Genomic DNA, 24729 nt, shown 5'->3' with positions numbered 1-24729 from the left:
CTCAAATTTACATTTCCATTATTTCAATTTTTTTGAAATACGGTCGAATAATGTCTTTATGTCTATTTTCCGTTCTATCGCTTCTTTTACTACTGGTGCGTTTAGCGTTTTGTTCAGTGTTTCATCAAAGCTTATTTTTTCAAGGCGATGTGTATTAAGTAGCTGCTCGGTAATATAATGCTCAATACTACGCGAGCCACCTGGGCTACAAATAATGACATCAAACCCAAGCATGCTTGCAAACAATAAAAGCACGGCATCTTGACGCTGCATTTGTCCACTTTCTTCTTCTTTAAAAATAAAAATCATCGGATTCAAATAACTATAGTCAAATTGCTGATACAAGCGGATCAGTTCTTCAGGAATGAGCATTAGTTGCCCGAATAAATATTGCGCTTGCTCTACTTTCGATTGTTGCGCTAATGGTTTAATATAGTCACCTTCGATCAAGCGAATCATTGTATTTGCCATATTTCGCTGTGCGCCAATTGGCATATTTTTACACGGCCATATTGACAATTGCATGATTTTTTCCACATCTAATTTCCCATTCGTACTCGCATCACGCATATGAAACTGCATATTGCTTTTATGTAATGGAAGCAGCGGGAAAGAGGTAGCCAAGTAAGTCATTTTCCGCTCACATAGCTTGCGGATTTTACGTGCATAATCCGACTGATCTAGCGATACCCCTTCTATTTTCGCAAATAGCACGGGTAAATAAACAATACCTTCCTCTTCTTCAAAACCATCACGTAAATACAAATGAGCATCCGACAAAATGAATAATTCATCATATGTTGTATTTAATAGTCTTGTTCGTGTTTCATGCTCTGCGTATTTCCATGGATAGTTCAGTGAAGAATGATTATACAAATGTTCATTCACTTGCTCTGATGCTCGCGAAGTAACCGTTTGGACACGCATCGGCTTATCAAATGGAAAATCGAATACCGTTCCTTTATTCACGAGCAATTCTGTTAAAATATCCGTAATACCAAAGGGTTCGAATATATTTTCACCATCTGGCTCAAATACGACAACGTCACAGCCAAATAAGTATAAGAAGTATAAAAAATACACTTCACTTTCCTTCGCTGGACCATACCACAACACGCGCGGCATCATAGACTCAAAAGTTGCTTGCTCTAGCCATTGTGGAAAATAATGATTTGACCATTTCGCAAAATCTAAAAAGATTCGCTGTAGCTGATTACTCATTAGACCGGGATAACGAATTTGCAGAAATTCTAGCCAGCTTTGCAATGTATTCACAAAATGATTTCGATAGGGTGTATTCATCAATGGCAATAATTGTTTTCCTGCAAAAAACGCCATAAAACGATTAATTGAAATCGGACTTTCACGATGCATTTGCAAAATATTTACAATTTCCGTCCGCATTTGTGGGTCAATTATTTTCGGCATATTTTGAAAAAGCAGCGTCCATCCAATTTCTTTATTTGTTAGCCTGTATAAATACTCCTGCATATCATACTCACTATCGTAAATTCCTACTATTTGCTTTGCGACACGTGTATATTGCAATTCCCCATTCGTTTCTAAATAAATTGGTCTTGTATGTAATTTTGTCGAAATGATTTCTTCCCATGTTTTTGTATTGTCCATGAAATCATGTGGCTTAAATCGCATCATTCCCTCACTCCAGTCTACATTCATCAAACTTTTTTGAGTCTATTATAATATACGATTAAAGTGGTTGTTTAGTTTCATTTATCATAATAAATTTTATTATGTGGCTTTCCCATAAAAAAAATCAACCACATTGCAAATTACTGCTTTGTGGTTGATCGAAATTATTATTTAAATTTACGTGCCACACGCAATAGCCTCTTTCACAATCTGGTCAATTGCCTGCATTTGATTCTTTGAGAAGTCCATTCAATTGTTAACTTCAATACTTACCTTCTAACGTATTCCGAGAGGATTTACTAAAAAATAATGTAACTATATATGTTGAACGTTTGAATCTAACATTGTTAGCAACAGTATGGCTCAACAATTTAGCTAGCTTTCAAAGCTTATCGTTTATACAGTGTTAGAATGTTGAATACAATCCTGCCTAATCAACCTCTCCATTCATATCAATCAATACTTCAGCCGTTTCATTTTCTTTTCATGATCCATCCAATAAGCGGGAGTAATGCTAACGAAATAAGCGCGCCACTAATAGACAGCATCCCATAGCTAGTTTTAGCAACAATAATCCCTGACAGTAAGCCTGCTGTTGCACCGGAAATAGCGATAAATACATCAATCGTCCCCTGTACTTTAGCTCTTTCTGCTATCGTTGTATGATCGACAATTAATGCCGTTCCACTAATTAATCCAAAATTCCAACCTAGGCCCAATAAAGCTAGCGCAATAATAAGGAAAATTAATGAATCTGTTGGCGCATAGGCAGCAACTATTCCCGAGGCTAGTAATGTTACCGATGCACCGATAATCATCGCATTTCGCCCAAATCTATCTACCAAAATTCCCGTAACTAATGATGGAAAATACATAAAGCCAACATGAAAACCAATGACTAAACCAATGCTAGCTAAATTATAACCGTGATGTGTCATATGAATGGGTGTCATCGTCATAATAGCTACCATAACCACCTGCGTTATAATCATCACACCAGCACCAACAATAATGCCATCTTTCCTTTGCCCCTGTGAATCTCCCGATAATGTAGCTTGATTGGACGGATGATTTTCCTCTAGCTGTTTTGCAATTAGCAGTGGGTCTGGTCGTAACATTAATAATAATGTTAAGCCTGCTAGTAAATAAGCAAACATCGAAAGTATAAATGGCCCTGCTAATGCAGGCATATGTAAACTCTCCGCTACATGCCCCATTGTAGAAATTAAGTTTGGCCCCGCTACCGCTCCAAATGTTGTCATAACCATCGTTGTACTAATTGCTTTTGCCCGCTGCTCTTTCGTTGCTAAATCTGTTCCAGCATAGCGAGCTTGCAAATTCGTCGCTGTGCCTGCACCATAAACAAACAATGCAATAAATAATAAGATTAGATTATTTTGTATCGCTGCGACTATGACTCCAAGTGCACCAACTCCACCAACAAAAAATCCTGCAGACAATCCGATTCGCCTTCCATATTTTTGCGAGAGCTTTCCTACACTATATGCAGTAAATGCAGACCCTAATGTAAATAATGCTGTTGGAACCCCCGAAAAAGAGCTATCCCCAATCATTTGTTGAACGAGCAGTGCACCAACAGAAATACCTGCAGCTAAACCTGCACCACCGAATATTTGCGAGATACTAACTACAATTAACACCCGGTTATACAACTTTTTAATTTCATCTCTCGACATAACTTGAGTATCCATTCTTTTCATATCCTTTCATACTCAAATATTTGGAATAATAGGTAAAGATTAATTAACAATTTTATTTTTGTCAATTTTATATAATACAAGAGGCTCTTGTCCTTCTGTAGAAAAATGGAGCATCATGGTGCACTTTGTTAAACATAAAAAACAGCATAGTTTGACCACTATGCTGTCTCTTATCATTAGACGTAACTAGAGTAAATTACGTTTAACAATTTATTATTTTACTATTTCCTGTGTATTTCTTTTGCCGAAAATTAGTTTCAATAATAGCGGCGTAACAATTGTAGTTACAATTACGACAATGATCATTGCTGTATAGTAATTCGCCGGCAATAAGCCACTCTCTAATCCCATGGCAGCTAATATCAATGCCACTTCTCCTCGAGACACCATCCCAGCACCGACACCCATTGATGATTTTGTATTAAATCCAGCTAATTTTGCACCGGCGCCAGATCCAATAAATTTAGATAAAATAGCAATTATAGAGAAAATGAAAATAAACCCAACTTGATCACCAATTCCATCAAATGAAACGGCTAATCCAATGCTCACGAAGAAAAATGGAACAAAAATTCCATAGGCAATCGGCTCTACCTTATGTTCAATTTCTTTTTTAAATTTCGTTTGAGCGATTGCGATCCCTGCAAAAAATGCACCGATAATTCCTGCAATACCTAAAATTTCTGCAAAATAAGATAAACCAAAGCAAATTATTAATCCTGCACTTAATACCGATTCAGTTACTTTGAACTTTGTAAATAATTGAATGAAGTGTGGAATCACCCATTTTGAAATTAAAATTAGCACAGCAAAGAATAAAATTTTCTTTCCAATAAGTAAGCCAACATTTGTATCAGAGCCTGCAAAAACACTCATCGCAATTGCAATTAAAACAACAACAACAATATCATCTAATACTGCTGCACCTAATAATGTCGAACCTTCTTTACTATTTAACCAACCCAGCTCTCTCAATGCTTGAACTGAAATACTTACAGATGTTGCCGATAATAATAAACCAATAAAAACCGATTCGCCAACAGACATTCCGTAATATTGAGAACCAAAGTATCCTAAAATAATGGGTACAATAATACCACCAAATGCCACATAAATGGCTGCCTTCTTATTTTTATTCATTTCTTGCAAGTCTGTTTCAAGTCCCGCTAAAAACATTAATAAAAGAACACCAATTTGACTGAATGTCGTTAATAATTCTGTTTCATGAATCCACCCCAATAAAGCTGGACCCAATATAATTCCTACAAGGACTTTTCCTAATACAGAAGGCTGCCCTAACCTCGCAGCCAAATGACCTGCTAATTTTGTAGCAAACAAAACAAGTGCAATTTGTAAAATAAACATATTTTTCCTCCTCCAACACAAAAAAGACAAGGTGGGGCCATAGTTGACTACGGCTCCACCTTGTCTTGCATATTATATTTTCTTACGTCAAAAATAACATACAAACAAATTCAAAGTCTATCAAAAAGTAAACTAATTTTACTGAATGTCTTTTGTGTTGCCTATTTAACAAATAAATATACTTAGGAAATTGATTATCCTTACATGGAATTATGTTCTCCCCATCCGTTACCAAAAAAAGTCCTCAAAAAAATTTACCATTTTATACAAAAAATTAAAGGGAATACAAAAAGTTTTGTAGAAATAAAAAAAACCAAATCAAGGAGGTTATGTGTATTGGCAAAAATTGATTCAGAAATACTTACTAAAGAAACCACTATCTTTAACCATAGTGGAAATAAAATTACTACAGTCGACAGAGAAATTGAAATCATCGCTAAATTCGATGAACCATTAGTCATTGTATTAGGTTCGGTTCTAGATGATGGGGAGTGTGACGCACTTATTCAATTATCAAAAGACCGTCTTGAACGTTCAAAAACTGGTAGTTCACGGGAAGTGAATGATATTCGAACAAGTAGTGGTGTATTTTTAACAGATACGAACAATGAAATTGTTTTGCAAATTGAAAAAAGACTTGCATCTATTATCGACATCCCGATCGATCATGGAGAAGGATTACATATTATAAACTACCTACCAGGACAAGAATATAAAGCACACTTCGATTACTTCGCTTCAACGAGTAAAGCTGCTAGCAACAATCGTATTGCTACATTTGTTTTGTACTTAAATGATGTCGAGGAAGGCGGGCAAACGTATTTTCCTAATTTAAACCTATCTGTATTTCCTAAAAAAGGAATGGCTGTATACTTTGAGTATTTTTACAACGATGTGCAATTAAATGAACTTACATTACACGGTGGTGCGCCAGTTACTCAAGGTGAGAAATGGATTGCCACTCAATGGATTCGACGACAAAAAATTAGTAATAATATTTAAATTCAATATGTTTAAGCACAAAAAGCAAGCAGATTTTGCTTACTTTTTGTGTTTACAACGTTATCTCACTTTAAATTCCTTAATAGCCTTTATTTGATTAGCTATTATTTTTCCTGTCACACCTTGTAACTCTAATGTTTCTCCCCACATTTCAGATATTTTCAGTTGATTCAATTCGAAAATAAGCTCCCAACTATCTTTTGATGATTCGACTTTTATACATTTGCGAAATTCGGTAATTTTTTCTGTTCAATCTCTTCTTTTACATATTCGGCAAATGCCCCAATGGACATTTTTGTTAAACCCTCTTGCTTATGTGCACGAATTGTTACAGAGCCCTCATGTTGCTCTTCATCACCTAGAACTAAGATATATGGGACTTTTTGCATTTGTGCATCACGAATTTTACGACCTAGTTTTTCATTTCGTTCATCTACTGACACACGTATATTTACTTGGCGTAAATCATGTAGTACTTTTTCGACGTACGGTTTATGTACATCAGAAACGCCTATGATTTGTACCTGCTTTGGTGCAAGCCACAATGGGAATGCACCACCAAAATGCTCGATTAAAATCCCAAGAAAACGATCGATGGAACCAAAGACTGCTCGGTGAATCACAACAGGACGTACCTTTTCGTTGTCCTCATTCACATACATTAAATCAAACTTCTCTGGTAGTTGGAAATCAAGCTGTACAGTCGCACATTGATGACTTCGTTTTATTGCATCTTTAATATGAATATCTATTTTTGGTCCATAAAATGCGCCGTCACACTCATTAATTTTGTAAGGGAAACCTAATTGATTTAACACGTTTTCAAGTGCCTGCTCTGCTTTGTCCCATAAGGCGAGTTCACCCATATAATTATCCGGGCGTGTAGACAATTCAATGTCATATTCGAAGCCAAATACATTGTATACATGGTCAATAATTTGCAATGCTAATGTAATTTCACCCTCGATTTGCTCAGGAGTTACGAAAATATGCGCATCATCCTGACAGAAAGTACGCACACGGAGTAACCCGTTTAGTGCACCACTAAATTCATGGCGATGCACTTGCCCAAACTCCGCCATACGTATTGGCAAATCACGATACGAATGCAAATCATTTTTGTAAATGAGCATATGTCCTGGACAGTTCATTGGTTTAAGCGCAAATTTTTGCTCATCCACTTGCGTAAAGTACATATTTTCCTTGTAATGATGCCAATGCCCCGATTGCTCCCACAGGCGTTGATTCATCATTAGTGGTGTGCGCACTTCTTTATAGTCATAGCTTGTTTGCAAGTTACGTAAGAAATTTTCTAACTCGTTTCGAATAATTTGCCCATTTGCTAAATAAAACGGCATACCTGGTGCTTCTTCAGAGAACATAAATAAATCGAGCTCTTTTCCCAGCTTACGATGATTACGTTTTTCGGCTTCTTCCAGGAACACGAAATAATCTTGCATATCCTCTTTCGTTGCAAACGCCACGCCGTAAATACGCTGTAGCATTTGATTGTTACTATCACCGAGCCAGTACGCACCGGAAATATTCATCAGTTTAAAGTACTGTAATTTATTCGTTGACACTACATGTGGCCCTCTACATAAATCGACAAACTCTCCTTGTTCATAAACTGTTACGAGTTCTTCAGTCGGTATCGCTTCTAATAGCTCAAGCTTTAAGTAATCTTCTTCAAAAATATGACTTGCTTGTTCTCGCGTTACTTCCTTACGCACTACTGGTAAATTCTCATTCACAATCTTTTTCATTTCACGTTCAATAGCACCTAAATCTTCTGGCACGAGCGTATGGCTCATCTCAATATCATAATAAAATCCATTTTCAATAATCGGTCCAACACCCAATTTTACACCTGGATATAATCGCTTAACTGCTTGTGCTAGCAAGTGAGCAGTTGAATGACGAAGTACCGCTAAGCCTTGTTGAGACACAGCATCATACAGAGAAATTTCAGCATCCACTAGAATCGGTCGTGTCAAATCGGTTGTCGTTGTGTTTACACCACCTACGATTGATTTTTGCGCTAAGCTTGGACTAATCGATTTGGCGATTTCGGTTAGCGTAATACCTTTGGCAAAACGTTTTTGTTCGCCATTTGGAAATTGAATTGCTACTTCTTGATTTGACATACTACCTCTCCTTTTCTTTTATTGGTAATTCAATTCTCCCCTGCGAAATTCCGTCCAGATATTTTTCGAGTTTAGGGCCACATGATGTGATGTTTTTAAGCTGACCTCATCTATAAAACTCATATATAACTCTGTGACATCCGCTGGGAGCCTATTACTTATCAGCCAATGTCATTTCATTGGCTGACTAATAATAAAAAAACACATACTCATCCTCAAAGGGACGAATATGTGTTTGAATACCCGTGGTTCCACCCAAATTCCTACTGCATTTTTACATCAGTAGCTCATTGATACAGATAACGCCTGTACACGTCACTAGTTTCCTAGCGCAGCTCAAAGGGAGTAAATCGATTCGTCCAATTAGGAAACTTTCAGCCGGTGATTTCCCTCTCTTGTAATCTTCACTAAAACGATTCATATCCTTTTCATTGCTTTTTAAATTGAAATTAGGTATTAATCTAACGTACTTTCAAAATATTGTCAATCACATCTTTTTGCAATTTGCAGAAAATAAGCCCTACATTTGTTGGTATGATGGGCTTGGCTTGTTTTATAATTTTTCTTGAATTTTTAACCATATTTCAATATCAGACTTCAATGGTCATTATTTTAATATCATTTATCAAGCAGAAGAAACCGAATGGACAATTGATATGTGGCTATTTTCAAACATGAAGAAGGATTTATAAAGAAGGATTTATAAAGCAGTTTTAGAATTTGGTTAAAAAATGTGGATGTTTTTTTCTTTGGACAACAACAATCAATGCAGGTGTACATTGCTCTTATGCGAAAAAGGCTATAAATGGTTATCTCTATTAAAATGTAAAAAGAAATGAATCTGAATAGACATCATTTCTTAATAAATCAGTTTATATGGTGAATCGAACAGAAGGAATTTCTCAAATGCATTCTTTTGGTACGCATTCTTTTTCGTTACTATACTTGAATAATAGCGATAGCAAAAATTCACTTATTATGCATTAAACCTTAACTAATGAAATATTTACGAACCTAATCGTATATTAGTTACCATAGTGCCCACGTACATTTTTAAAACGATCCTTGATTAATTATAGGATAAAGATTTCCGCTTTTTGCAAAAGAAACTCTGCCTGTTTCTTCAGATACTATGAGTACAAGGGCATCGCTTTGTTCCGACAGTCCTAGTGCAGCACGATGTCGTGTACCAAGTTTTTTCTCTCCTGTGTATCGATCAGATAGTGGAAGGACATTAGCCGCAGAAACAATATGATTTTGACTGACAACTACAGCACCATCATGAAGTGGATTTCCAGAAAAAAAAATTGATTCTAATAACGAATGAGTTAATTCTGCTCCAATTGGAATACCTGGCTTCAACAAAGATTGAAGGGAGTCTTCTCGTTGAATTACTATTAACCCTCCATGTCTCCTTTTTGACATATTCTGCACACAAATTGATATTTCTGGGTACTTATCCGTAAATGGGGATAAGTAACAGTTTAAATAAAATGTAGCAGCTTTCATCTCAATAGACAAAAACTCATCTTTTATTTTCTCAAAATCTCCAAGAAGACAATAGTTTCCATCCCCCATCATATCTAAATTATTTTGTAATGCATTTATGACTTTGCGAATATCCTCTTTTAATGATTGCTCCATCGGTGAAAAATCACAACCTACATTCTCCACGAAAATACACCTTCCTTTTTACTTCACTCAAATTATTTAAATTATCATAAATCGATCTGAATAAAGTTTGTCCACCACCAAATTATTTATTCAATTTATGTGTTACGATGGCTAAGTTAGTGAATAACTAAAGTAGATAGCTAGCAAATAGCTGATTGATTTTTTGAAGAAGTAACATATCATTTTTCCGTAGACAAAAAGAGCGCTCCTCTTTTAAACGGAGGTGCTTGTCGATTGTTGAAGTATTATCTAATAATCGATGGAATAATTAAATCAAATTATACTTCTTTAATGCTAATGCAATACCATCCTCGCTAGAATCTTTCGTAATAAAATTAGCGATTGATTTTAATACTTCATTTGCATTTCCCATCGCAATACCTAAGTCTACAATTTCTAGCATATCGACATCATTTTCTCCATCCCCAAAAGCAATAGCCTCTTCCTTCGTCAATCCAAAATAATTGAGCACTTTTTTAATTGCCACAGACTTTGAAACCTCGTCTACCAGTACATTCACAATGTAGGGATGCCAGCGTTTATAGTGGATTTTTGGAAAATGGGTTTTGTACTTTTCAATATCTATATCATCAGCAAACAAACAGAGCAAATATGTCTCGTTAAGATCTACTGCCTTATAAATAGGGGGAAATTCCTCTAACCGCAATGTTTCATACAGTGCTTTCATTACTTTAAGATGTTGTACCTCATTCATATGTAATTTTTCCGAATAAAAAGTAAGTGCATTTTGTTCTTGTGATGCAAACTTGGTAAATTTATTAACCGTTTCACGAGGTAGAACTGTTTTATGAATGCATGTCCCTCGATGTGTTACGTATGCTCCATTAGCCGTTATAAATGTTTCTACACCTAGTTCAGCTATTTCACCACACATTGATAATGGCCTACCTGTTGCTGCTACTACTTTCATCCCACTTATTGTTAGCTGTCTAATCGCCATTTTTGTGCTTTCTGGAATAGTCCCATCTTTATAATTTGTAATGGTTCCATCTACATCAAAGAATATTATCTTGTGCTTCACATTAACCCTCCTATAGCAATAATTCCCTTACTATTCTATATAAGTTTAATATTTCATCGTTATCATTATCTTCTTCACTTAAAAACATGTTGCGCCCCTCGAATTCACAAAACTGCTAACAGTCCGTTCGATTTATTCTTAGACTATCTTCTTCTACAATTATTGATTAAACACTTTCACATAACAAACACATTCATGTTTGCGCTTTACATGCTGAAACTGCTCTAGATCCTTCCCTGTGTAATGAGCAAAAGCTGTAACTGGATAAAATTGATCAACAGATGCGTTCATCAAATTTTTCATTTCATTTCCTTCTAAATACACGTGATAATAGGATGTTGATTTTTCAAATTCATATTTTTCATACCACATTTGCACCCATGGATCATCCCTTGTCCATGCTTCGAAATACTCTATATGTAATTCCTTTGCTTGTTGTAGTACTGCCTTTAGCAGCGCTTCTCCAATCCCTTGGCGCTGATAATCAGGGTGTACCGCAATATGCCAAATCATCCCTCCAATTGAATCTTGCTGCGTGCATACTGTCTTTGGCGTGGCTTCATACTCTACATCAATTAGCCCAACGATTTGCCCGTCGATTTCGGCAACTAGCTCAATTGCTGCATTTTCGTATGTTTCTTTCTGTTGGAGCACATTGTCAAAATAAGCCGTATTTAAAAAAGATAGTATACGGCAACGTAGCCACCCTTGTTCGTCCTTTTTTGTATAGTTACGAATTATCATAAGTTCTCCTTTCAATTCTGTGTATTGAAAACCATTTTTCTATAAATAACTCTTTTTAATGATCCCCATTCTTTTTCTAAAGCTTCATTTGCTAGTAGCTTCCACGGATTAAAGATTGTTTGTCCATGCTTGTTAAAAAATAGATTATCACCAATATAATAGGCGGCATGCTGAATCGTTCCTACGTCATCAAGCCAAGCCAAAACATCACCTGTAATCAGTTTTTTACTATCCACTATTTCATATTGGCTTAACGCTAATTTTTCTAAAAACGTTTTTTGATGAACCCATTCGTGGATTATCCATTGCTGTTTGCCATTAGAAATTGCATATAAGACGGCAGCCAAGCAATTTGCTCCTTGCTGATGACTAAATATATTTGTAAAAGGCTTTAAATGCTGTGGCAAGAGTGCTGGAGCTTTTTCACATTCCCCATTATCCCACCACTGTGAAACCATTGTTTTTAATATTTGTTCTTTCGTCTTCCAATTCAATGATTCCCACATAGCTCGCTGTAAAACGACTTGATTATTATGTATATAATCTTTTGGAATTTCTTCTATATTATCTATAAAGGTTACGGGCACCACTAATCCGCGCTCACAGTGCACTTGTGCTTGTAAAAGCATTCGTTTCTGTTCAGTCGGGATTTGCTCTATCCACTGACAATTTGCTACGATTACATAATTTACATTCTTGATATTCCAGTATTCATAGCTATTTGTAAAATCAATTTGACTGTATGTGCTATGTGTATAAAACTCTTCAATCGGCATAACAAGTACTTGTGAAAAATCGATTTGTTTATGATAAAGTTCACCACTAATAAAAAATAGATCTCTCCTTGGCATATAATTTTCAATCCATGCCGATAAATTATCGGCAGTTGGTATTATTTTCATTTAACTATCCTCCTTGGAAGTATAATCCAAATAATAAACGATATTTCTGAATAAAACAATTATTGAGAAATAACTAACAAATTGACTTATAGTAATTTTTCATATATTCTAAAGCTTATTTATTAAAAATGAATAGTTTCTTATCATGAGAGATGGAGGGACGGGCCCTTTGAAGTCTCGGCAGCGGAATTATTTCTATGCCAAATCCTGCAAGAATTTTTTCTTGATAGATAAGATGAGTATATGAATCCATACCTCTTCTTGTTTACTTAAGAAGGGGCTTTTTGTATGTATTCGATATGATTTGAACTATATTGGAGGTAGCAATGCAAAAAGGAAATCCATGGGCGTTAATCCCTTTTGTTGTGTTTTTAATTTTATTTATCGGTTCGGGCATTGTGCTTGATGACTTTTATGCCTTCCCTGTTATTGTTGCCATCACAATTTCTAGTGTTGTTGCAATTTTAATGAATCGAAAAGAAACGTTAGCGAAAAAAATTGATGTTTTTAATCACGGTGCAGGCAATCCGAACGTTATGCTAATGGTATTAATTTTCTTACTAGCTGGTGCGTTTTCTGAAACGGCTAAAGGTATGGGTGCGATTGAAGCGACAGTGAACTTTGCTTTATCAGTTTTACCACAAAACTTACTAGTCGTCGGCTTATTTATTATCGCGTGCTTTATATCACTTGCGATGGGTACCTCTGTTGGAACAATTGTGGCTCTAGCTCCGATCGGTTTAGGTATTGGTGAGCAGACAGATATTTCCATACCACTTTTAATGGCTACAGTTATTGGTGGTGCAATGTTTGGGGATAACTTATCGTTTATTTCCGATACGACGATCGCCTCAGTTCGTTCGCAAGGTGCGGAAATGAAGGACAAATTTAAGGTGAACTTTTTCATCGTTTTACCTGCAGCGATTGTAACATGTGTAATTTTAGCCATATTGACATTAAATGCGTCGGCGGAAGTGGAATATACAACCTTTGAATTGTATAAAATAGTGCCATATATCTTCGTCATTGTATTTGCATTAATTGGTCTTAATGTATTCACTGTGTTAGCTAGTGGCATTATTTTAGCTGGAATCATTGGTCTAATCGATGGGAGCTATTCCATTATGTCATTCGTGCAAGCGATTGGAACCGGTATGAGTGGCATGTTTGAAATGGCATTTTTAGCAATATTAATTGGTGGGATGGTAGAAGTCATTCGACATAACGGTGGGATTGATTTTATCGTCCATATTGTGACAAGAAAAATCAAATCGAAAAAAGAAGCTCAATTTGCGATAGCGGGTCTTGTAAGTTTAACAGACCTTTCAACAGCGAATAATACGATTGCTATTATGATTGCTGGCCCATTAGCAAAAAATATTGCGGATCAGTATCAGATTGAGCCGCGCAAATCTGCAAGTATTATTGATATTTTCTCTTGTGTCGTTCAGGGCATTATTCCATACGGCGCACAATTTTTAGTCGCCGCTAGTGTTGCAGGTATTTCCCCTATTTTAATGATGCAATACTCGTATTACTCTATTTTAGTTGGAGTATGTGGCGTGATCGCGATTTTAATTGGATATCCGAAGGCAAAAAAACAGATTTAATGAAAAGTCCGCGAACGAGTGAAAACTTGTTTGCGGATTTTTTATTTTTAAAATTTTTGAACTTTTCTGAGCGCTCATTTGTATAGCTTTTAAATAAAATAATTGGAGGTTTTTTACATGTTACAATTACACGATGTTAATAAAGCATATGCTTCTCAGACAGTGCTCCAAAATTTATCAATTTCATTTGAGTTTGGGCAATGTTATTTATTGCTTGGCGAAAACGGAGCAGGTAAGTCGACATTATTTAAATGTATAGTGGGCGATGAACCAATTAATGGGGGATCCATTACATTAAACGGTGAACAAAATGTTGCTGATTTAGCTGCTTTACAATACCAGTTTTTTGATAGCTACACCTTTTTAAAAGTACATGAGGTGATATCGTTATTTACGAAGCTCCTAGATCAGCCTGCAAATGTTAAAGAACTTTACGACATATTAGATCTAGCTGATTTTGAAAAAACGCTTATTAAAAATTGTTCTGGGGGCCAACGAAAAGCCCTATCATTGTATTTAGCGTTTTTGTTAAATAAGCCTGTCGTATTATTAGATGAACCGTTCGCGGATCTAGATTTAAAAAAGAAAAAGCAGCTTATTACATACTTACGAGGTGAAATAGCAAATGACAAATGCCTCATTATTATTAGCCATGAGATTGCTGGCTTCGAAAGTTTATTTGATGTTGTTTGTGTCATGAAGGATGGTCATTTCATTGAAATTGGTTCTTCTAAAGAATTGCAAAAAAAGTATGTTAACCCCGTTTTCCCAGGGTTAGAAGGTGTTTATTTTGAAATTACTGGCCAAGTATTAGGAGGTGCTGTACGATGATACACATAACAAAAAGCTATATCTTAGAATCTATTCGCAACGCAGGTGTTTTCTTCGGCAATATTGTGACACCATTTGTTTTCATTTTATGCTCATGGGGCTGCTCACTTGCGATAAAAGATAGCCCTGAAACATTGGATTATATGATTAAAGGACAATTTTTACCGATTTCGATTATGCTACTAATTTTTGCATTTGCCTTTTCACTTACTACGGTCTACTTAGCGGATTTACGAGCAAATAATACCTTACATTGGTTAAAACGCACGAATATATTACCGGCTACATATTTTATTGGAATGGGTTTTGGTGTATTTTTATTAATGAATGTGGCACTGATTCTCATGTTAATTGGCTATGCACTATTAATTTCGATTTCATTGAAGGCTATTATTTCAATTATCGTCATTTGCAATTTTGTATTACTAGCGATGTACCCACTATGCTTTATTATTGCAGGTGTCGTGAAAAATGGAAAAACCGCACAAAGTCTGCTCACGCCAATCATGCTTATTTTTATGTTTTCGATTACGATGCCTTCCATGTTTTTAACATTAAACGACAAACAGCCGCAGGACTATTATTCATTTTTAGCTTGGAATCCAATGCTTTATTTAACCGATACATTGCAAGTCCAACTTGAGCTACATTCGCAAACTTGGTTACCAATTTATCAATATGTCATCATCTTAAGCGTCATTTGTACATGCTTAGCCGTTTTTGCGAAAAAATTATATAGATAGGATGGATTGTTTTGGGTTTAGGATTTATTATTTCTTTAATTGCTATTGGGATTTGGACGATCATTATTTTAACGATCATGATTCCATTCAACAAAAAATACGTATTTCGTCATAAGATTACGAATAAAATCGATTATGAAAAAACCAAAATTTATTTACGCTGGAATGTATTTGATACATTAACACTCGTTTTAGCCATTTATACTATACTTTGTGTGCAGGCTTTGAACATTCTACTATCATTTGAATACACAATAGAAAATCCCTTCGTCCAATTTTTTGTCAACCAATCACAAGCATGGGTCATTGTCATTGTTGGCTATTTAATAACACGCATTTCTTCAACACTAAAATGTATAAAAGCTCAGTTTGGTGATGTAAATGAACCAGACGAATGAGCAATTGATGGAGCAGTTTCAACATGGTAACATAGAGGCATTATCTATCATTTATAAGCGGCTTCACGAACCACTGTATTGCTTTTTGTTTCGCTATACGAAAGACGAGCAACTAAGTGTTGATACCGTTCACGATGCGTTTGAATTGCTGCAAAAGAAAAAGCATTCTTTTCACACTGAAAAAGGAACCGTAAAGTCCTACCTTTTTCAAATCGGCTACCGCTTACTCATCAATAAATTAAATCGTCGAAAACGCTGGCAAACACTATTACCTTTTTTAGTACCTACTGAAAAAAAGCAACTGCAAACTGATGAAACCCTTGTTATTCAAGCGGCGATTTCGAACTTACCAGATAAGCAGCGCGCTGTCATTTTACTTGCCTATTATGACGATTTACCGATGGACGATATTGCACAAATATTAAGCATTCCTGTAGGTACGGTAAAATCACGCTTGCATCATGCCATGAAATCATTAAAACTTGAACTAAAGGAGGCTTTTGGGCATGAAAGAGGATATTAAACAAGAAGAAGAGCTAGCAAAATGGCTCGATCATTATGAAGTGAAGATACCGACGAAAAAGCTCGCGATCAAGCAATCGCCATTCCAACGCTTCATTCGCTTTTTAGGCTCCCCCGCGTCGGATCCATTAGAGAAGCTATCTGAGAGTACAGGGGGCTTTCATTTTTTAAAGCTCTTCCCATTAGCAGCCGGAGTTTTTTTTGCCATCCTACAAGGCATTTTACTGTTTTAACATCATTTTTATCGCCCGATTATGAAGCCATCACGACTGAATGTTCACAGGTGATGGCTTTTTTCGCCCTAATAATGTCTAATATAATTGACATATATAGGCGGTGATTATTTGAATCGTGTACGAGAATTTCGCAAGCTGCAACAGCTTACTCAAATTGAACTCGCTAAACAAATTGGCATCGCACGCCAAACGCTAAACATGATCGAAAACAATAAATACAATCCCACATTAGCGTTATGTATTTCATTAGCAAAAGCATTACAAACCGATTTAAACACATTATTTTGGGAAGGTGAAAACGATGAAACATCAAATCTTTAACCATTTTATTGGTGCAATTGATGAACGTGATGAATACCAACAACAAGAAATCTATAAGGAGCTTGCTTTTACAGGTATCCTTCTGTATTACATGACGATGCTACTCATGATGATTAGTTTTATCATCGATCTCGTTCAACAAACATTTTCAATTATGTCACCGGTTTTACTTGTTGTAAATATTGGTTATTCCTATCTAATCATGATCCGTCTCAACAAAAAAGAATGGATGGTAACCGATTGTGCAACTCCTGAAGAATATGAAATGAATGTACGTAAATTAAAGCGTTCTGCGACTTTCGCAGGAATTAGCTGGGGATTGATGATGATATTCTGGATGGAATATTTAATGCCCTTTATCTCTCGAGATGAAATCATGTTCTCTTGGATTGACCTTGTTATTTGGACAATCGGTGGTGCTGTTTTTGGTGTGGCGATGTATTACTTTGCTAAATCAAAGTTGGAAAAGCATTATGATTAAAATTTATCGGCTTAAATGAACCAGCAATTTAAGCCGTTTTTATTTAATTTCCTCGTGTTAAATGCTTTAACTCCTTTACTAGTTCATCAATAGAAAGCGGCTTGTCAACAACTTGTTGGTTAGCCCAAAAGTGATCGTCATGATATCGTGGAACAACATGTACATGAAAATGCGTGCCTTTGTCCATGATTTCTCCGTTATTTTGAATAATACTAACCCCATCTACATGAAATTCCTTTTCTAATAAAGCAATCATTTGTTTTTGAATTGCCAGTAATTCAATTAATAGCTCCTCATTTATTTCTAATAGCGTTTCGTAATGTGCTTTTGAAATAATTAGTAAATGGCCTATTTGAATTGGATCAATATCAAAAACCACTTTATAGTTTTCAGTTTCAATTAACACTTGATGATCTTCTATTCCTTCACAAAACACACAGTCCATTTGATTCCCTCCAATTAGTAAAATCCTCTATATTTTAACATACCAAAAACGGCATATGAAAAGTTCCCCTTCCATACACCGAAATTATTTACCCTACATATAAATGATCTTTTCGACCATGCAATATGTAATACAAAATTAAAAATGCAAAAATGAAAATTCCTAAACCGATATACATTGAACCGTAGCCAATGATCGGCTCTAAATAACCTAACAAATACGGACCAAAACCTAGCCCGACATCAAGCCCAATGAAGTATGTTGACGTAGCTAATCCCATATTTTCTGGTGATGTCACTTTAATTGCAAGCGCTTGGAATGAAGAGGCAACGTTCCCGTAACCTATCCCAATAATCGCACCTGCTAGTAACAATGTAAATGATGAATGCGCGGTACTTAATAAAAGTAAGCCGACAGCAAACAACACAATGCCTGGATACATAATAATGTTTGCCCCTTTTGCATCCATAATACGCCCTGTAAATGGACGTGTTATTAGGAGCGCTACAGCATATACAAAGAAAAATAAGCTCGAAGCTGCTACAACATCTCGTTCTTCGGCAAAGAAATTAATAAACGATAAAATCCCTGCATAGCCAAGTGCAAATAGCATAATTAAAATACCTATTGGTAGAGCCTTTAAATCAATAAAATCCCCAATATGGAAGCCTTTTTTCGTTGAAGCCGTTGGTTTTTTGCTTGGAGTCGCAATAGAAGTTGTTAGTGCCGCTAAAAATGCGATAACACCAAATGCACAACAAATTAGGAATATAACAAAATATGAAATATGCTGCGCTAACATTAACCCAACGAACGGTCCAATTGCTGTTGCCAGAGTCGAGCTCATACTATAGTAGCCAATTCCCTCACCTTTTCGAGTCGCAGGTAAAATTTGCGCAATTATTGTTCCTGTAGCTGTTGATGCAATCCCCACTGCAATCCCGTTTACTAAACGAATAACTAAAAGCGCGGAAATCCCAGCAGGTATTAAATATAAGAGTAGTGTACATACAAATAACGCTAAGCCAATCTTTAATATTTTTTTCGAACCTACATTTTGTATGACACGCCCTGTAATTAACCGCCCAATGAGTGCCCCAACAATGTAAATTCCCGAAATGAGTCCTGCTTGTGCAGTCGAGGCATGTAACTCTTTAACTGCATACGGTGCGATTGTTACAATTAACAAGTAGAAAATCATAATAATAATAAAGTTTACAATCGCGATTGTTATAAAATTTCTTGTCCATAATGGCTCTTTTTTGGAATTCAAACTCCTCACCTACTCTTTCTGTAGTAAACGCGCACGAACTGTTTCGAGTGTACGCTGTGTAATCGCCAACTCTTCTTCTGTGAATCCTTCTACAAGTCCTAGCTCAAATTGTTTGATTTCTGCCTGCAGTATTTCATAAACTTCCCGACCAGTTTCTGTTATAAAAATATCCTTTTTACGACGGTCCACTTTTGATGGCTGCAATTCAATGTATCCAATCTTTACTAAATATTTTATTGCCCGGGTGACATTTGCCTGATCCATATTTAAAAATTGCCCAACTTCGGTTAAAGACAGTTCCGGATCATTGATAAACAAATAAAGAATTGCCCATTCCGGTCTACGTAGCTCATAGGTTTCTAAATAAGCATTTAGCTGCCGCGCAAATGGATGAAACGTTAAAATCAATTCAAAAAATAATTGCTTGTGTACATGCATCTAATCACCTCACAAAAATAGTTGTCTATGACAAGTATTTTCATTATAATTTTTTTTCTTAAAAAAAACAATGGTTTTACAAACATTGTCCGGTCTTTGTAGTTGCCTAATAGTATAATTGTATATATTTGGATTTCATTTGAGGTGGTTATATGAATCTAGACAGAGCAAAAAAACAATTAATTTTAGGATGTATTTTTAATGGAATTGGTATCAGTGGGAGTAGTGTCCAACTGCTGTATTCACCCTATCTGTTTGTGAAATTTATATCGTTACTAATAGTAATCATTTGTTCCCTTGTAATCGGTGCATTTATCCGTGAATGGTTTGTTATAAAAGAAAAAACTCGAACAAATGCTTCTTAATTTGTTCGAGCTTATCTTTAGTTCTCCACCAGTTTCCGTAATTGCTGCTCACTCACCGGGCCAACAAAACGATGAATTTCAACTCCATCCTTTAACACAACTGTCGTAGGAATCGATATGACACCATAGCTTTCCCCAAAAATATCGTCTACATCGAGTAAAATCGGAAATGTGATGCTAAACTTTTCTACAAATTTTTGTAACGCTTCTTCTCCATGATCGCGCTTTGTTAAATTGACCCCGATGAGCTGTGAGTTCTCAGATAACTTTGTTGCAAAGCTTTGTAGATGGGGCATTTCCGCATTACACGGTAGACATTATGTCGCAAAGAAATTGACAATAACATACGATTCATCCTGCTCCGAGATACGGTACATTTCCCCTGTCGTTGTTTGTAGCTCCATTGCCTTACGAGCCGTTTCTTGCTTATTAATTTCAAAATCGCTCATAGTCGTATTTCATGCAACTTTCAATCAAAATTCATCAAAATCACTTCCAACTCTTCATGTAAAACAATAAAATATTTAAAAGAACATTAGGATGTGAAGGTAATGGAGTATCGACGTGAGGTTGCTTTAGTGTTTTCATTGGAAGAGGCTTTACAAAAGTTGAATAGCATGCGTGCGCACGGCTTCTCTGAATTCGAAATCCATGTATTCGCAAAAAATATTAAACCTTTACTCTCGTTAAAGATGTATACCGACATTCATGTTCATGAAGCAGGCAATCTGGTAGATCATTTTTGGAGCTTGTTCTCTCGTGGAAATTTATACGAAGTGTGTTTACGAAGTTTTGAGTTATCAAAAGAAGAACGCGCACATTATGGTCATGGAATTGAACAAGGTGCTTACTTTTTAATAGCAGAGCACGAACACCCACTCGAAAAACGACCAAATAAGGCAAATGCCGCGTGGAATACAACGAACGCTACGGATTAACAAATATGAGGTGGTACGAATAATCGTATCATCTTTTTTTTGAAAAAAACCCCTTGCTGGAAAATACACAGCAAAGGGTTTGACAATTTTTATAGTGGAATATTTCCGTGTTTTTTGTATGGACGATCTTCGTGTTTTGTAGAAAGCATATCTAATGCTTGGATTAGCTTAATACGTGTTTCACGAGGATCAATTACATCGTCAACCATACCGCGAGATGCAGCTACATATGGGTTAGCGAATTTTTCTTTGTATTCTTCAATTTTCGCTGCACGAGTTGCTTCTGGGTCAGCCGATTTCGCAATTTCACCCGCGTGGATGATGTTTGCCGCACCAGCAGCACCCATTACCGCGATTTCAGCATTTGGCCAAGCAAATACTAAGTCAGCACCGATTGATTTTGAGTTTAATGCTACATAAGCACCACCATATGCTTTACGTAAGATCACTGTAATTTTTGGTACAGTAGCTTCCGAGTAAGCATAAAGGATTTTCGCGCCGTGACGGATAATACCTCCGTGCTCTTGTTTTACACCTGGGAAGAAGCCAGAAACGTCTTCGAAAGTAATTACAGGTACGTTGAATGCGTCACATGTACGAACGAAACGAGCTAATTTATCAGATGAATCAATATCTAAACCACCAGCTAAAAACTTAGGCTGGTTACATACTAAACCTACAGACTCACCAGCGATACGTGCGAAACCTACTACGATGTTTTTAGCGAATTCTTTTTGAACTTCCATGAACGAACCTTCGTCCACTACTTGCTCAACTACTTTACGCACATCATATGATTTAGTTTGATCGATTGGCACGATATCAACAAGCTCTGAACGGAAGTTGTCCCCTTCTGGAGCAGCTTGTTTTGGTGCTTTTTCTTTATTGTTTTGTGGTAGGTAAGAAAGTAATTGCTGAATTTGCGCAATGGCTGCTTCCTCGTTTTCTGCACGGAAGTGAGCATTCCCTGATACTGCGTTGTGTACTTTTGAACCACCTAAGCCTTCAGCTGAAATTTTCTCACCTGTTACTGTTTCAATTACTTTAGGACCTGTGATAAACATTTGAGACGTTGTATCAACCATTAAAATGAAATCCGTTATTGCTGGAGAGTAAACCGCACCACCAGCACATGGCCCCATGATTACTGAAATTTGTGGAATTACACCAGAATATATTGAGTTACGGTAGAAAATATGACCATAACCGTCTAATGAAAGTACGCCTTCCTGAATACGCGCGCCGCCTGAATCGTTAATGCCAATAAATGGTGTGCCGTTTTTCGCAGCTAAATCCATTACCGCAGCGATTTTTTTCGCGTGCATTTCGCCTAGTGCGCCACCAAATACTGTGAAGTCTTGCGCGAATAAGTATACGTTACGACCGTTAATTTTACCGAAACCAGTAACAACGCCATCACCAGGACCTTCTAATTTTTCCATACCGAAGTCTACAGTACGGTGCGTGATGAATGGGTTAATCTCTACAAATGTACCATCATCTAAAAGCATTTCGATACGCTCACGAGCTGTCATTTTACCTTTCTCGTGTTGCTTTTCGATACGAGCGTCACCGCCACCAAGTTGGATTACTTCTTTACGGTCATAAAGCTCATTAATTTTATCAAACATATCTAGTGTAATTGTCATTTTTATTTGTCCCCTTTTCCGCTTTTATCACATAATTCATAAAGTACACCATACGAGTCTTTAGGATGTAAAAACGCTACTTCTGCGCCACCAGCACCAGGGCCAGGCTCGTCAGATAATAAACGAACACCCTTTTCGCGAAGTTCAGCCATGCGCTCACGAATCCCCGTTACGCCGAAAGCAACATGATGAATCCCTTCTCCGCGTTTTTCTAAAAAGCCATGGATTGCGCTTTTATCGCTCATTGGTTCTAATAGCTCGATTTTCACATTGCCCGCATCGATGAAGGCAACTTTCACTTGCTGCGACTCAACTTCTTCTACTTTTAATAATTTTAAGCCTAACGTTTCTGTGTAGTATGTAATTCTTTCTTCGATATTTCGTACTGCAATACCAATATGATCTACTTTTTCCACAATGATAGCTCCCCTATAATAAAATATAAAAATTTCGATGATGAAAATCATTTGTACTTGAGAATTCTTCGAGATTTGTTAAACTATTACTAGTTCAATATGAAGGAGCGAAATATATGAGCAATAAAAAATTCCAAAAAATCGTCGTATATTCAATGGTTATTATTATGTTAATCTCAACAATTGCAATGGGTGTAGCCGCAATCATGTAATGGATGTGTCTACATCCATTTTTTATTTCAACCCTTTAAATGATTGCTTGATAACCAAATATTCATCCATTTCTTCGATAAACTGATACATCGCAGCCATTGCTAGGAATGTTTCATGATTTTCTGGTAATGGCATTTTCGCAAACTCTTGTTTCACTTTATCCAACTTCTCTAAAAAATGACTTGCGGTATTTCCCCCGTGAACATGTTCACTTAAATCTTCCAAAAATGTAGCAATGAGTGGTGCTTGCTCTGTCATAACAGGCAATGCAGTAATTTTCGGTAATACACGTTCAATAATTTCTAGCTGCTTTTCACGCATATCGAAATACACATAGTAAATATTATCCTTACGCGTTAGATGGTTTTGTACGTCTTTGAAGGCTAATGCTTTTGCTGCATTAATAGTCTTTGTCGCTTCAATTAATTCCTTACCATCCCATAATGTATCACCGTTACGTAAATAACTTGCAATTTCAGCTAAAATTTTCTTAAATAGCTCTTCCACTTTGGATTGATGGTTTATAATGCCCTTTTGAATATCCGGCATATACATGTTGACTATGAGCCCCATTCCAAAGCCAATTGCCATAATTGCGAGTTCATTCAAGAATAAATCGAGCGTAAAGTTAGCTGTTAAATAGATGTGCATCATTATAACGGCACTCGACACGAAGCCTTCTGCTACTCCAAGCGAGACAATAGTTGGTATAAACAGCAACAATACAATGCCTAATACTACCGGATAATAACCAAATATTTCGAAAAATACAAATGCAAAAGCCATTCCAACAAGTGAAGAAACGATACGTGTATAAACGGCATGTACCGATTTTCGTTTTGTTGGCTGAATGCATAGAATTGTTAAAATGCCGGCAGCTGTAAAAAACTGCAGTTCAAAATATTGTGCAATTGCTATTGCAATAGAAGCTCCGAATGCTGTTTTCAGTGTACGATAGCCAATAGAAAACTTTTTCATTTTAGAAAAGCGCTCCTCCTATGACAAAGTGAGTTAGGTGCGCAAATTTCGCGCACCACTCTCCATCTACCGCTTATACTTCTTCGCAATATTCCTCAAAATGACCTTGTAAATTTGTTACAACACTCATTGGTTCATGGCCTTCGATTTCGTAACGACCTACTTCTGCTACAACTTGTCCATCTTTTAATAAAACAAATGATGGAGATGAAGGAATATGATCTTCACCGAAATAATAACGTGCCGCTGCTGCTGCATCTTTGTCTTGACCAGCAAACACGGTTACTAAATGGTCCGGGCGTTTGTCATAGTGTACAGCGTGTGTTGCTGCTGGACGAGCGATACCGCCTGCACATCCACATACTGAATTCACCATTACTAATGTCGTACCTTTACGTGCGAAAGCATCTTCAACATCTTCTGGTGTACGTAATTGCTCGTACCCCGCTGCTTCCATTTCTGCACGTGCTGTTGTTGTAATTTGTTGCATAAATAAATCATAATCCATATTCATAAGCTTTATAGCCCCTTTCATTATTCCCTATTATCATAGCAAGGTTATGAAAGATGTGCAAAGACTGTTGATTACAATTCATGTGTATCTTTTTTAGTGAATTAGAAA

At 36.4% G+C, this 24729-nt stretch carries 27 protein-coding genes, 1 pseudogene and 1 riboswitch; of the genes and pseudogenes, 11 read left to right on the top strand and 17 right to left on the bottom strand.

All coding sequences use genetic code 11. The annotated features are described in order from the left end of the window. Window positions 1–18: 18 nt before the first annotated feature. From LZ480_RS08430 to LZ480_RS08420, 3 genes are all read right to left on the bottom strand, one after another. Window positions 19–1656, bottom strand: a complete 1638-nt coding sequence (locus LZ480_RS08430) for a YceG family protein (protein WP_241368968.1) — start codon at window positions 1654–1656, stop codon at window positions 19–21. A gap of 470 nt (window positions 1657–2126) precedes the next feature. Continuing rightward, complete coding sequence (locus LZ480_RS08425; protein WP_241368967.1) at window positions 2127–3374, bottom strand: MFS transporter; 1248 nt, start codon at window positions 3372–3374, stop codon at window positions 2127–2129. 213 nt (window positions 3375–3587) lie between these two features. Beyond that, window positions 3588–4739, bottom strand: coding sequence for a cation:proton antiporter (locus LZ480_RS08420; RefSeq protein ID WP_241368966.1), 1152 nt, complete (start codon window positions 4737–4739; stop codon window positions 3588–3590). A 336-nt stretch (window positions 4740–5075) separates the two neighbouring features. Here LZ480_RS08420 and LZ480_RS08415 point away from each other — a divergent pair, with 336 nt between their 5' ends. Next, window positions 5076–5741, top strand: coding sequence for a 2OG-Fe(II) oxygenase (locus LZ480_RS08415; protein ID WP_241368965.1), 666 nt, complete (start codon window positions 5076–5078; stop codon window positions 5739–5741). A gap of 215 nt (window positions 5742–5956) precedes the next feature. Here the strand turns inward: LZ480_RS08415 and thrS are convergent, their stop codons facing one another. The 5 genes from thrS to LZ480_RS08390 all read right to left on the bottom strand — a co-directional run bounded on the left by thrS (window position 5957) and on the right by LZ480_RS08390 (window position 12250). Further along, window positions 5957–7888, bottom strand: a complete 1932-nt coding sequence (thrS, locus tag LZ480_RS08410; RefSeq protein WP_241368964.1) for a threonine--tRNA ligase — start codon at window positions 7886–7888, stop codon at window positions 5957–5959. A gap of 1053 nt (window positions 7889–8941) precedes the next feature. Further along, window positions 8942–9562: a sporulation-specific diadenylate cyclase CdaS gene (gene cdaS, locus LZ480_RS08405; RefSeq protein WP_241368963.1), complete on the bottom strand. Its 621-nt coding sequence runs from the start codon at window positions 9560–9562 to the stop codon at window positions 8942–8944. Between the two features lie 268 nt (window positions 9563–9830). Next, a complete protein-coding gene (locus LZ480_RS08400; RefSeq protein WP_241368962.1) occupies window positions 9831–10604 on the bottom strand; it encodes a Cof-type HAD-IIB family hydrolase in 774 nt (257 codons plus the stop codon). 159 nt (window positions 10605–10763) lie between these two features. Further along, the gene (locus LZ480_RS08395; protein WP_241368961.1) at window positions 10764–11348 is read right to left on the bottom strand and encodes a GNAT family N-acetyltransferase; all 585 of its coding nucleotides are present in this window, start codon (window positions 11346–11348) and stop codon (window positions 10764–10766) included. An 11-nt stretch (window positions 11349–11359) separates the two neighbouring features. Continuing rightward, window positions 11360–12250 (bottom strand): hypothetical protein, encoded by an 891-nt coding sequence (locus tag LZ480_RS08390; protein WP_241368960.1) that lies wholly within the window; start codon window positions 12248–12250, stop codon window positions 11360–11362. 137 nt (window positions 12251–12387) lie between these two features. Continuing rightward, window positions 12388–12487: riboswitch (SAM riboswitch) on the top strand. Between the two features lie 89 nt (window positions 12488–12576). Between LZ480_RS08390 and LZ480_RS08385 the strand changes: the two genes are divergently transcribed. The 8 genes from LZ480_RS08385 to LZ480_RS08350 all read left to right on the top strand — a co-directional run bounded on the left by LZ480_RS08385 (window position 12577) and on the right by LZ480_RS08350 (window position 17392). Continuing rightward, window positions 12577–13860: a Na+/H+ antiporter NhaC family protein gene (locus tag LZ480_RS08385; RefSeq protein WP_241368959.1), complete on the top strand. Its 1284-nt coding sequence runs from the start codon at window positions 12577–12579 to the stop codon at window positions 13858–13860. A 117-nt stretch (window positions 13861–13977) separates the two neighbouring features. Further along, window positions 13978–14691 (top strand): ATP-binding cassette domain-containing protein, encoded by a 714-nt coding sequence (locus LZ480_RS08380; RefSeq protein WP_241368958.1) that lies wholly within the window; start codon window positions 13978–13980, stop codon window positions 14689–14691. Continuing rightward, entirely contained in the window at window positions 14688–15434 is a 747-nt protein-coding gene (locus tag LZ480_RS08375) for an ABC transporter permease (RefSeq protein ID WP_241368957.1), read from the top strand. The genes LZ480_RS08380 and LZ480_RS08375 overlap by 4 nt, the downstream gene beginning before the upstream one ends. Window positions 15435–15445: 11 nt before the next feature. Continuing rightward, window positions 15446–15832: a group-specific protein gene (locus tag LZ480_RS08370; protein ID WP_241368956.1), complete on the top strand. Its 387-nt coding sequence runs from the start codon at window positions 15446–15448 to the stop codon at window positions 15830–15832. Further along, a complete protein-coding gene (locus tag LZ480_RS08365) occupies window positions 15816–16355 on the top strand; it encodes an RNA polymerase sigma factor (protein WP_241368955.1) in 540 nt (179 codons plus the stop codon). Before LZ480_RS08370 ends, LZ480_RS08365 begins: the two co-directional genes overlap by 17 nt. Beyond that, entirely contained in the window at window positions 16339–16587 is a 249-nt protein-coding gene (locus tag LZ480_RS08360; protein ID WP_241368954.1) for a hypothetical protein, read from the top strand. Before LZ480_RS08365 ends, LZ480_RS08360 begins: the two co-directional genes overlap by 17 nt. 111 nt (window positions 16588–16698) lie before the next feature. Continuing rightward, entirely contained in the window at window positions 16699–16911 is a 213-nt protein-coding gene (locus tag LZ480_RS08355; protein WP_241368953.1) for a helix-turn-helix transcriptional regulator, read from the top strand. Continuing rightward, a complete protein-coding gene (locus LZ480_RS08350; protein WP_241368952.1) occupies window positions 16892–17392 on the top strand; it encodes a hypothetical protein in 501 nt (166 codons plus the stop codon). The genes LZ480_RS08355 and LZ480_RS08350 overlap by 20 nt, the downstream gene beginning before the upstream one ends. Window positions 17393–17435: 43 nt before the next feature. Here the strand turns inward: LZ480_RS08350 and LZ480_RS08345 are convergent, their stop codons facing one another. The 5 genes and pseudogenes from LZ480_RS08345 to LZ480_RS19870 all read right to left on the bottom strand — a co-directional run bounded on the left by LZ480_RS08345 (window position 17436) and on the right by LZ480_RS19870 (window position 20362). Continuing rightward, the gene (locus LZ480_RS08345) at window positions 17436–17837 is read right to left on the bottom strand and encodes an HIT family protein (RefSeq protein ID WP_241368951.1); all 402 of its coding nucleotides are present in this window, start codon (window positions 17835–17837) and stop codon (window positions 17436–17438) included. Between the two features lie 88 nt (window positions 17838–17925). Continuing rightward, a complete protein-coding gene (locus LZ480_RS08340; RefSeq protein WP_408641603.1) occupies window positions 17926–19119 on the bottom strand; it encodes an MFS transporter in 1194 nt (397 codons plus the stop codon). Beyond that, the gene (locus LZ480_RS08335) at window positions 19120–19548 is read right to left on the bottom strand and encodes a MarR family winged helix-turn-helix transcriptional regulator (protein WP_241368949.1); all 429 of its coding nucleotides are present in this window, start codon (window positions 19546–19548) and stop codon (window positions 19120–19122) included. A gap of 382 nt (window positions 19549–19930) precedes the next feature. Beyond that, window positions 19931–20218: pseudogene (locus tag LZ480_RS08330) on the bottom strand (TlpA family protein disulfide reductase); the annotation flags it as partial. 12 nt (window positions 20219–20230) lie between these two features. Then, window positions 20231–20362: a hypothetical protein gene (locus LZ480_RS19870; RefSeq protein ID WP_255731347.1), complete on the bottom strand. Its 132-nt coding sequence runs from the start codon at window positions 20360–20362 to the stop codon at window positions 20231–20233. A gap of 102 nt (window positions 20363–20464) precedes the next feature. On the opposite strand from LZ480_RS19870, the gene LZ480_RS08325 reads away from it, so the two are divergent. Continuing rightward, entirely contained in the window at window positions 20465–20851 is a 387-nt protein-coding gene (locus tag LZ480_RS08325; protein ID WP_241368947.1) for a general stress protein, read from the top strand. Window positions 20852–20940: 89 nt separating this feature from the next. On the opposite strand, the gene LZ480_RS08320 is transcribed toward LZ480_RS08325, so the two are convergent. Further along, complete coding sequence (locus tag LZ480_RS08320; protein WP_241368946.1) at window positions 20941–22500, bottom strand: acyl-CoA carboxylase subunit beta; 1560 nt, start codon at window positions 22498–22500, stop codon at window positions 20941–20943. Between the two features lie 2 nt (window positions 22501–22502). Continuing rightward, window positions 22503–22916 carry a methylmalonyl-CoA epimerase gene (mce, locus tag LZ480_RS08315; protein ID WP_241368945.1) on the bottom strand — a complete coding sequence of 138 codons (414 nt, stop codon included), beginning with the start codon at window positions 22914–22916 and terminating at the stop codon, window positions 22503–22505. Between the two features lie 116 nt (window positions 22917–23032). Between mce and prli42 the strand changes: the two genes are divergently transcribed. After that, the gene (prli42, locus tag LZ480_RS08310) at window positions 23033–23128 is read left to right on the top strand and encodes a stressosome-associated protein Prli42 (RefSeq protein ID WP_241368944.1); all 96 of its coding nucleotides are present in this window, start codon (window positions 23033–23035) and stop codon (window positions 23126–23128) included. Window positions 23129–23150: 22 nt separating this feature from the next. Here the strand turns inward: prli42 and LZ480_RS08305 are convergent, their stop codons facing one another. Next, window positions 23151–24107: an aromatic acid exporter family protein gene (locus tag LZ480_RS08305; protein ID WP_241368943.1), complete on the bottom strand. Its 957-nt coding sequence runs from the start codon at window positions 24105–24107 to the stop codon at window positions 23151–23153. 73 nt (window positions 24108–24180) lie between these two features. Next, window positions 24181–24621, bottom strand: a complete 441-nt coding sequence (locus LZ480_RS08300; RefSeq protein WP_241368942.1) for a BrxA/BrxB family bacilliredoxin — start codon at window positions 24619–24621, stop codon at window positions 24181–24183. Window positions 24622–24729: the final 108 nt, after the last annotated feature.

The sequence above is a fragment of the Solibacillus palustris genome, assembly GCF_022549215.1.
GTDB lineage: Bacteria > Bacillota > Bacilli > Bacillales_A > Planococcaceae > Solibacillus > Solibacillus daqui.
This window is presented reverse-complemented; position numbering and strand designations above follow the sequence as displayed.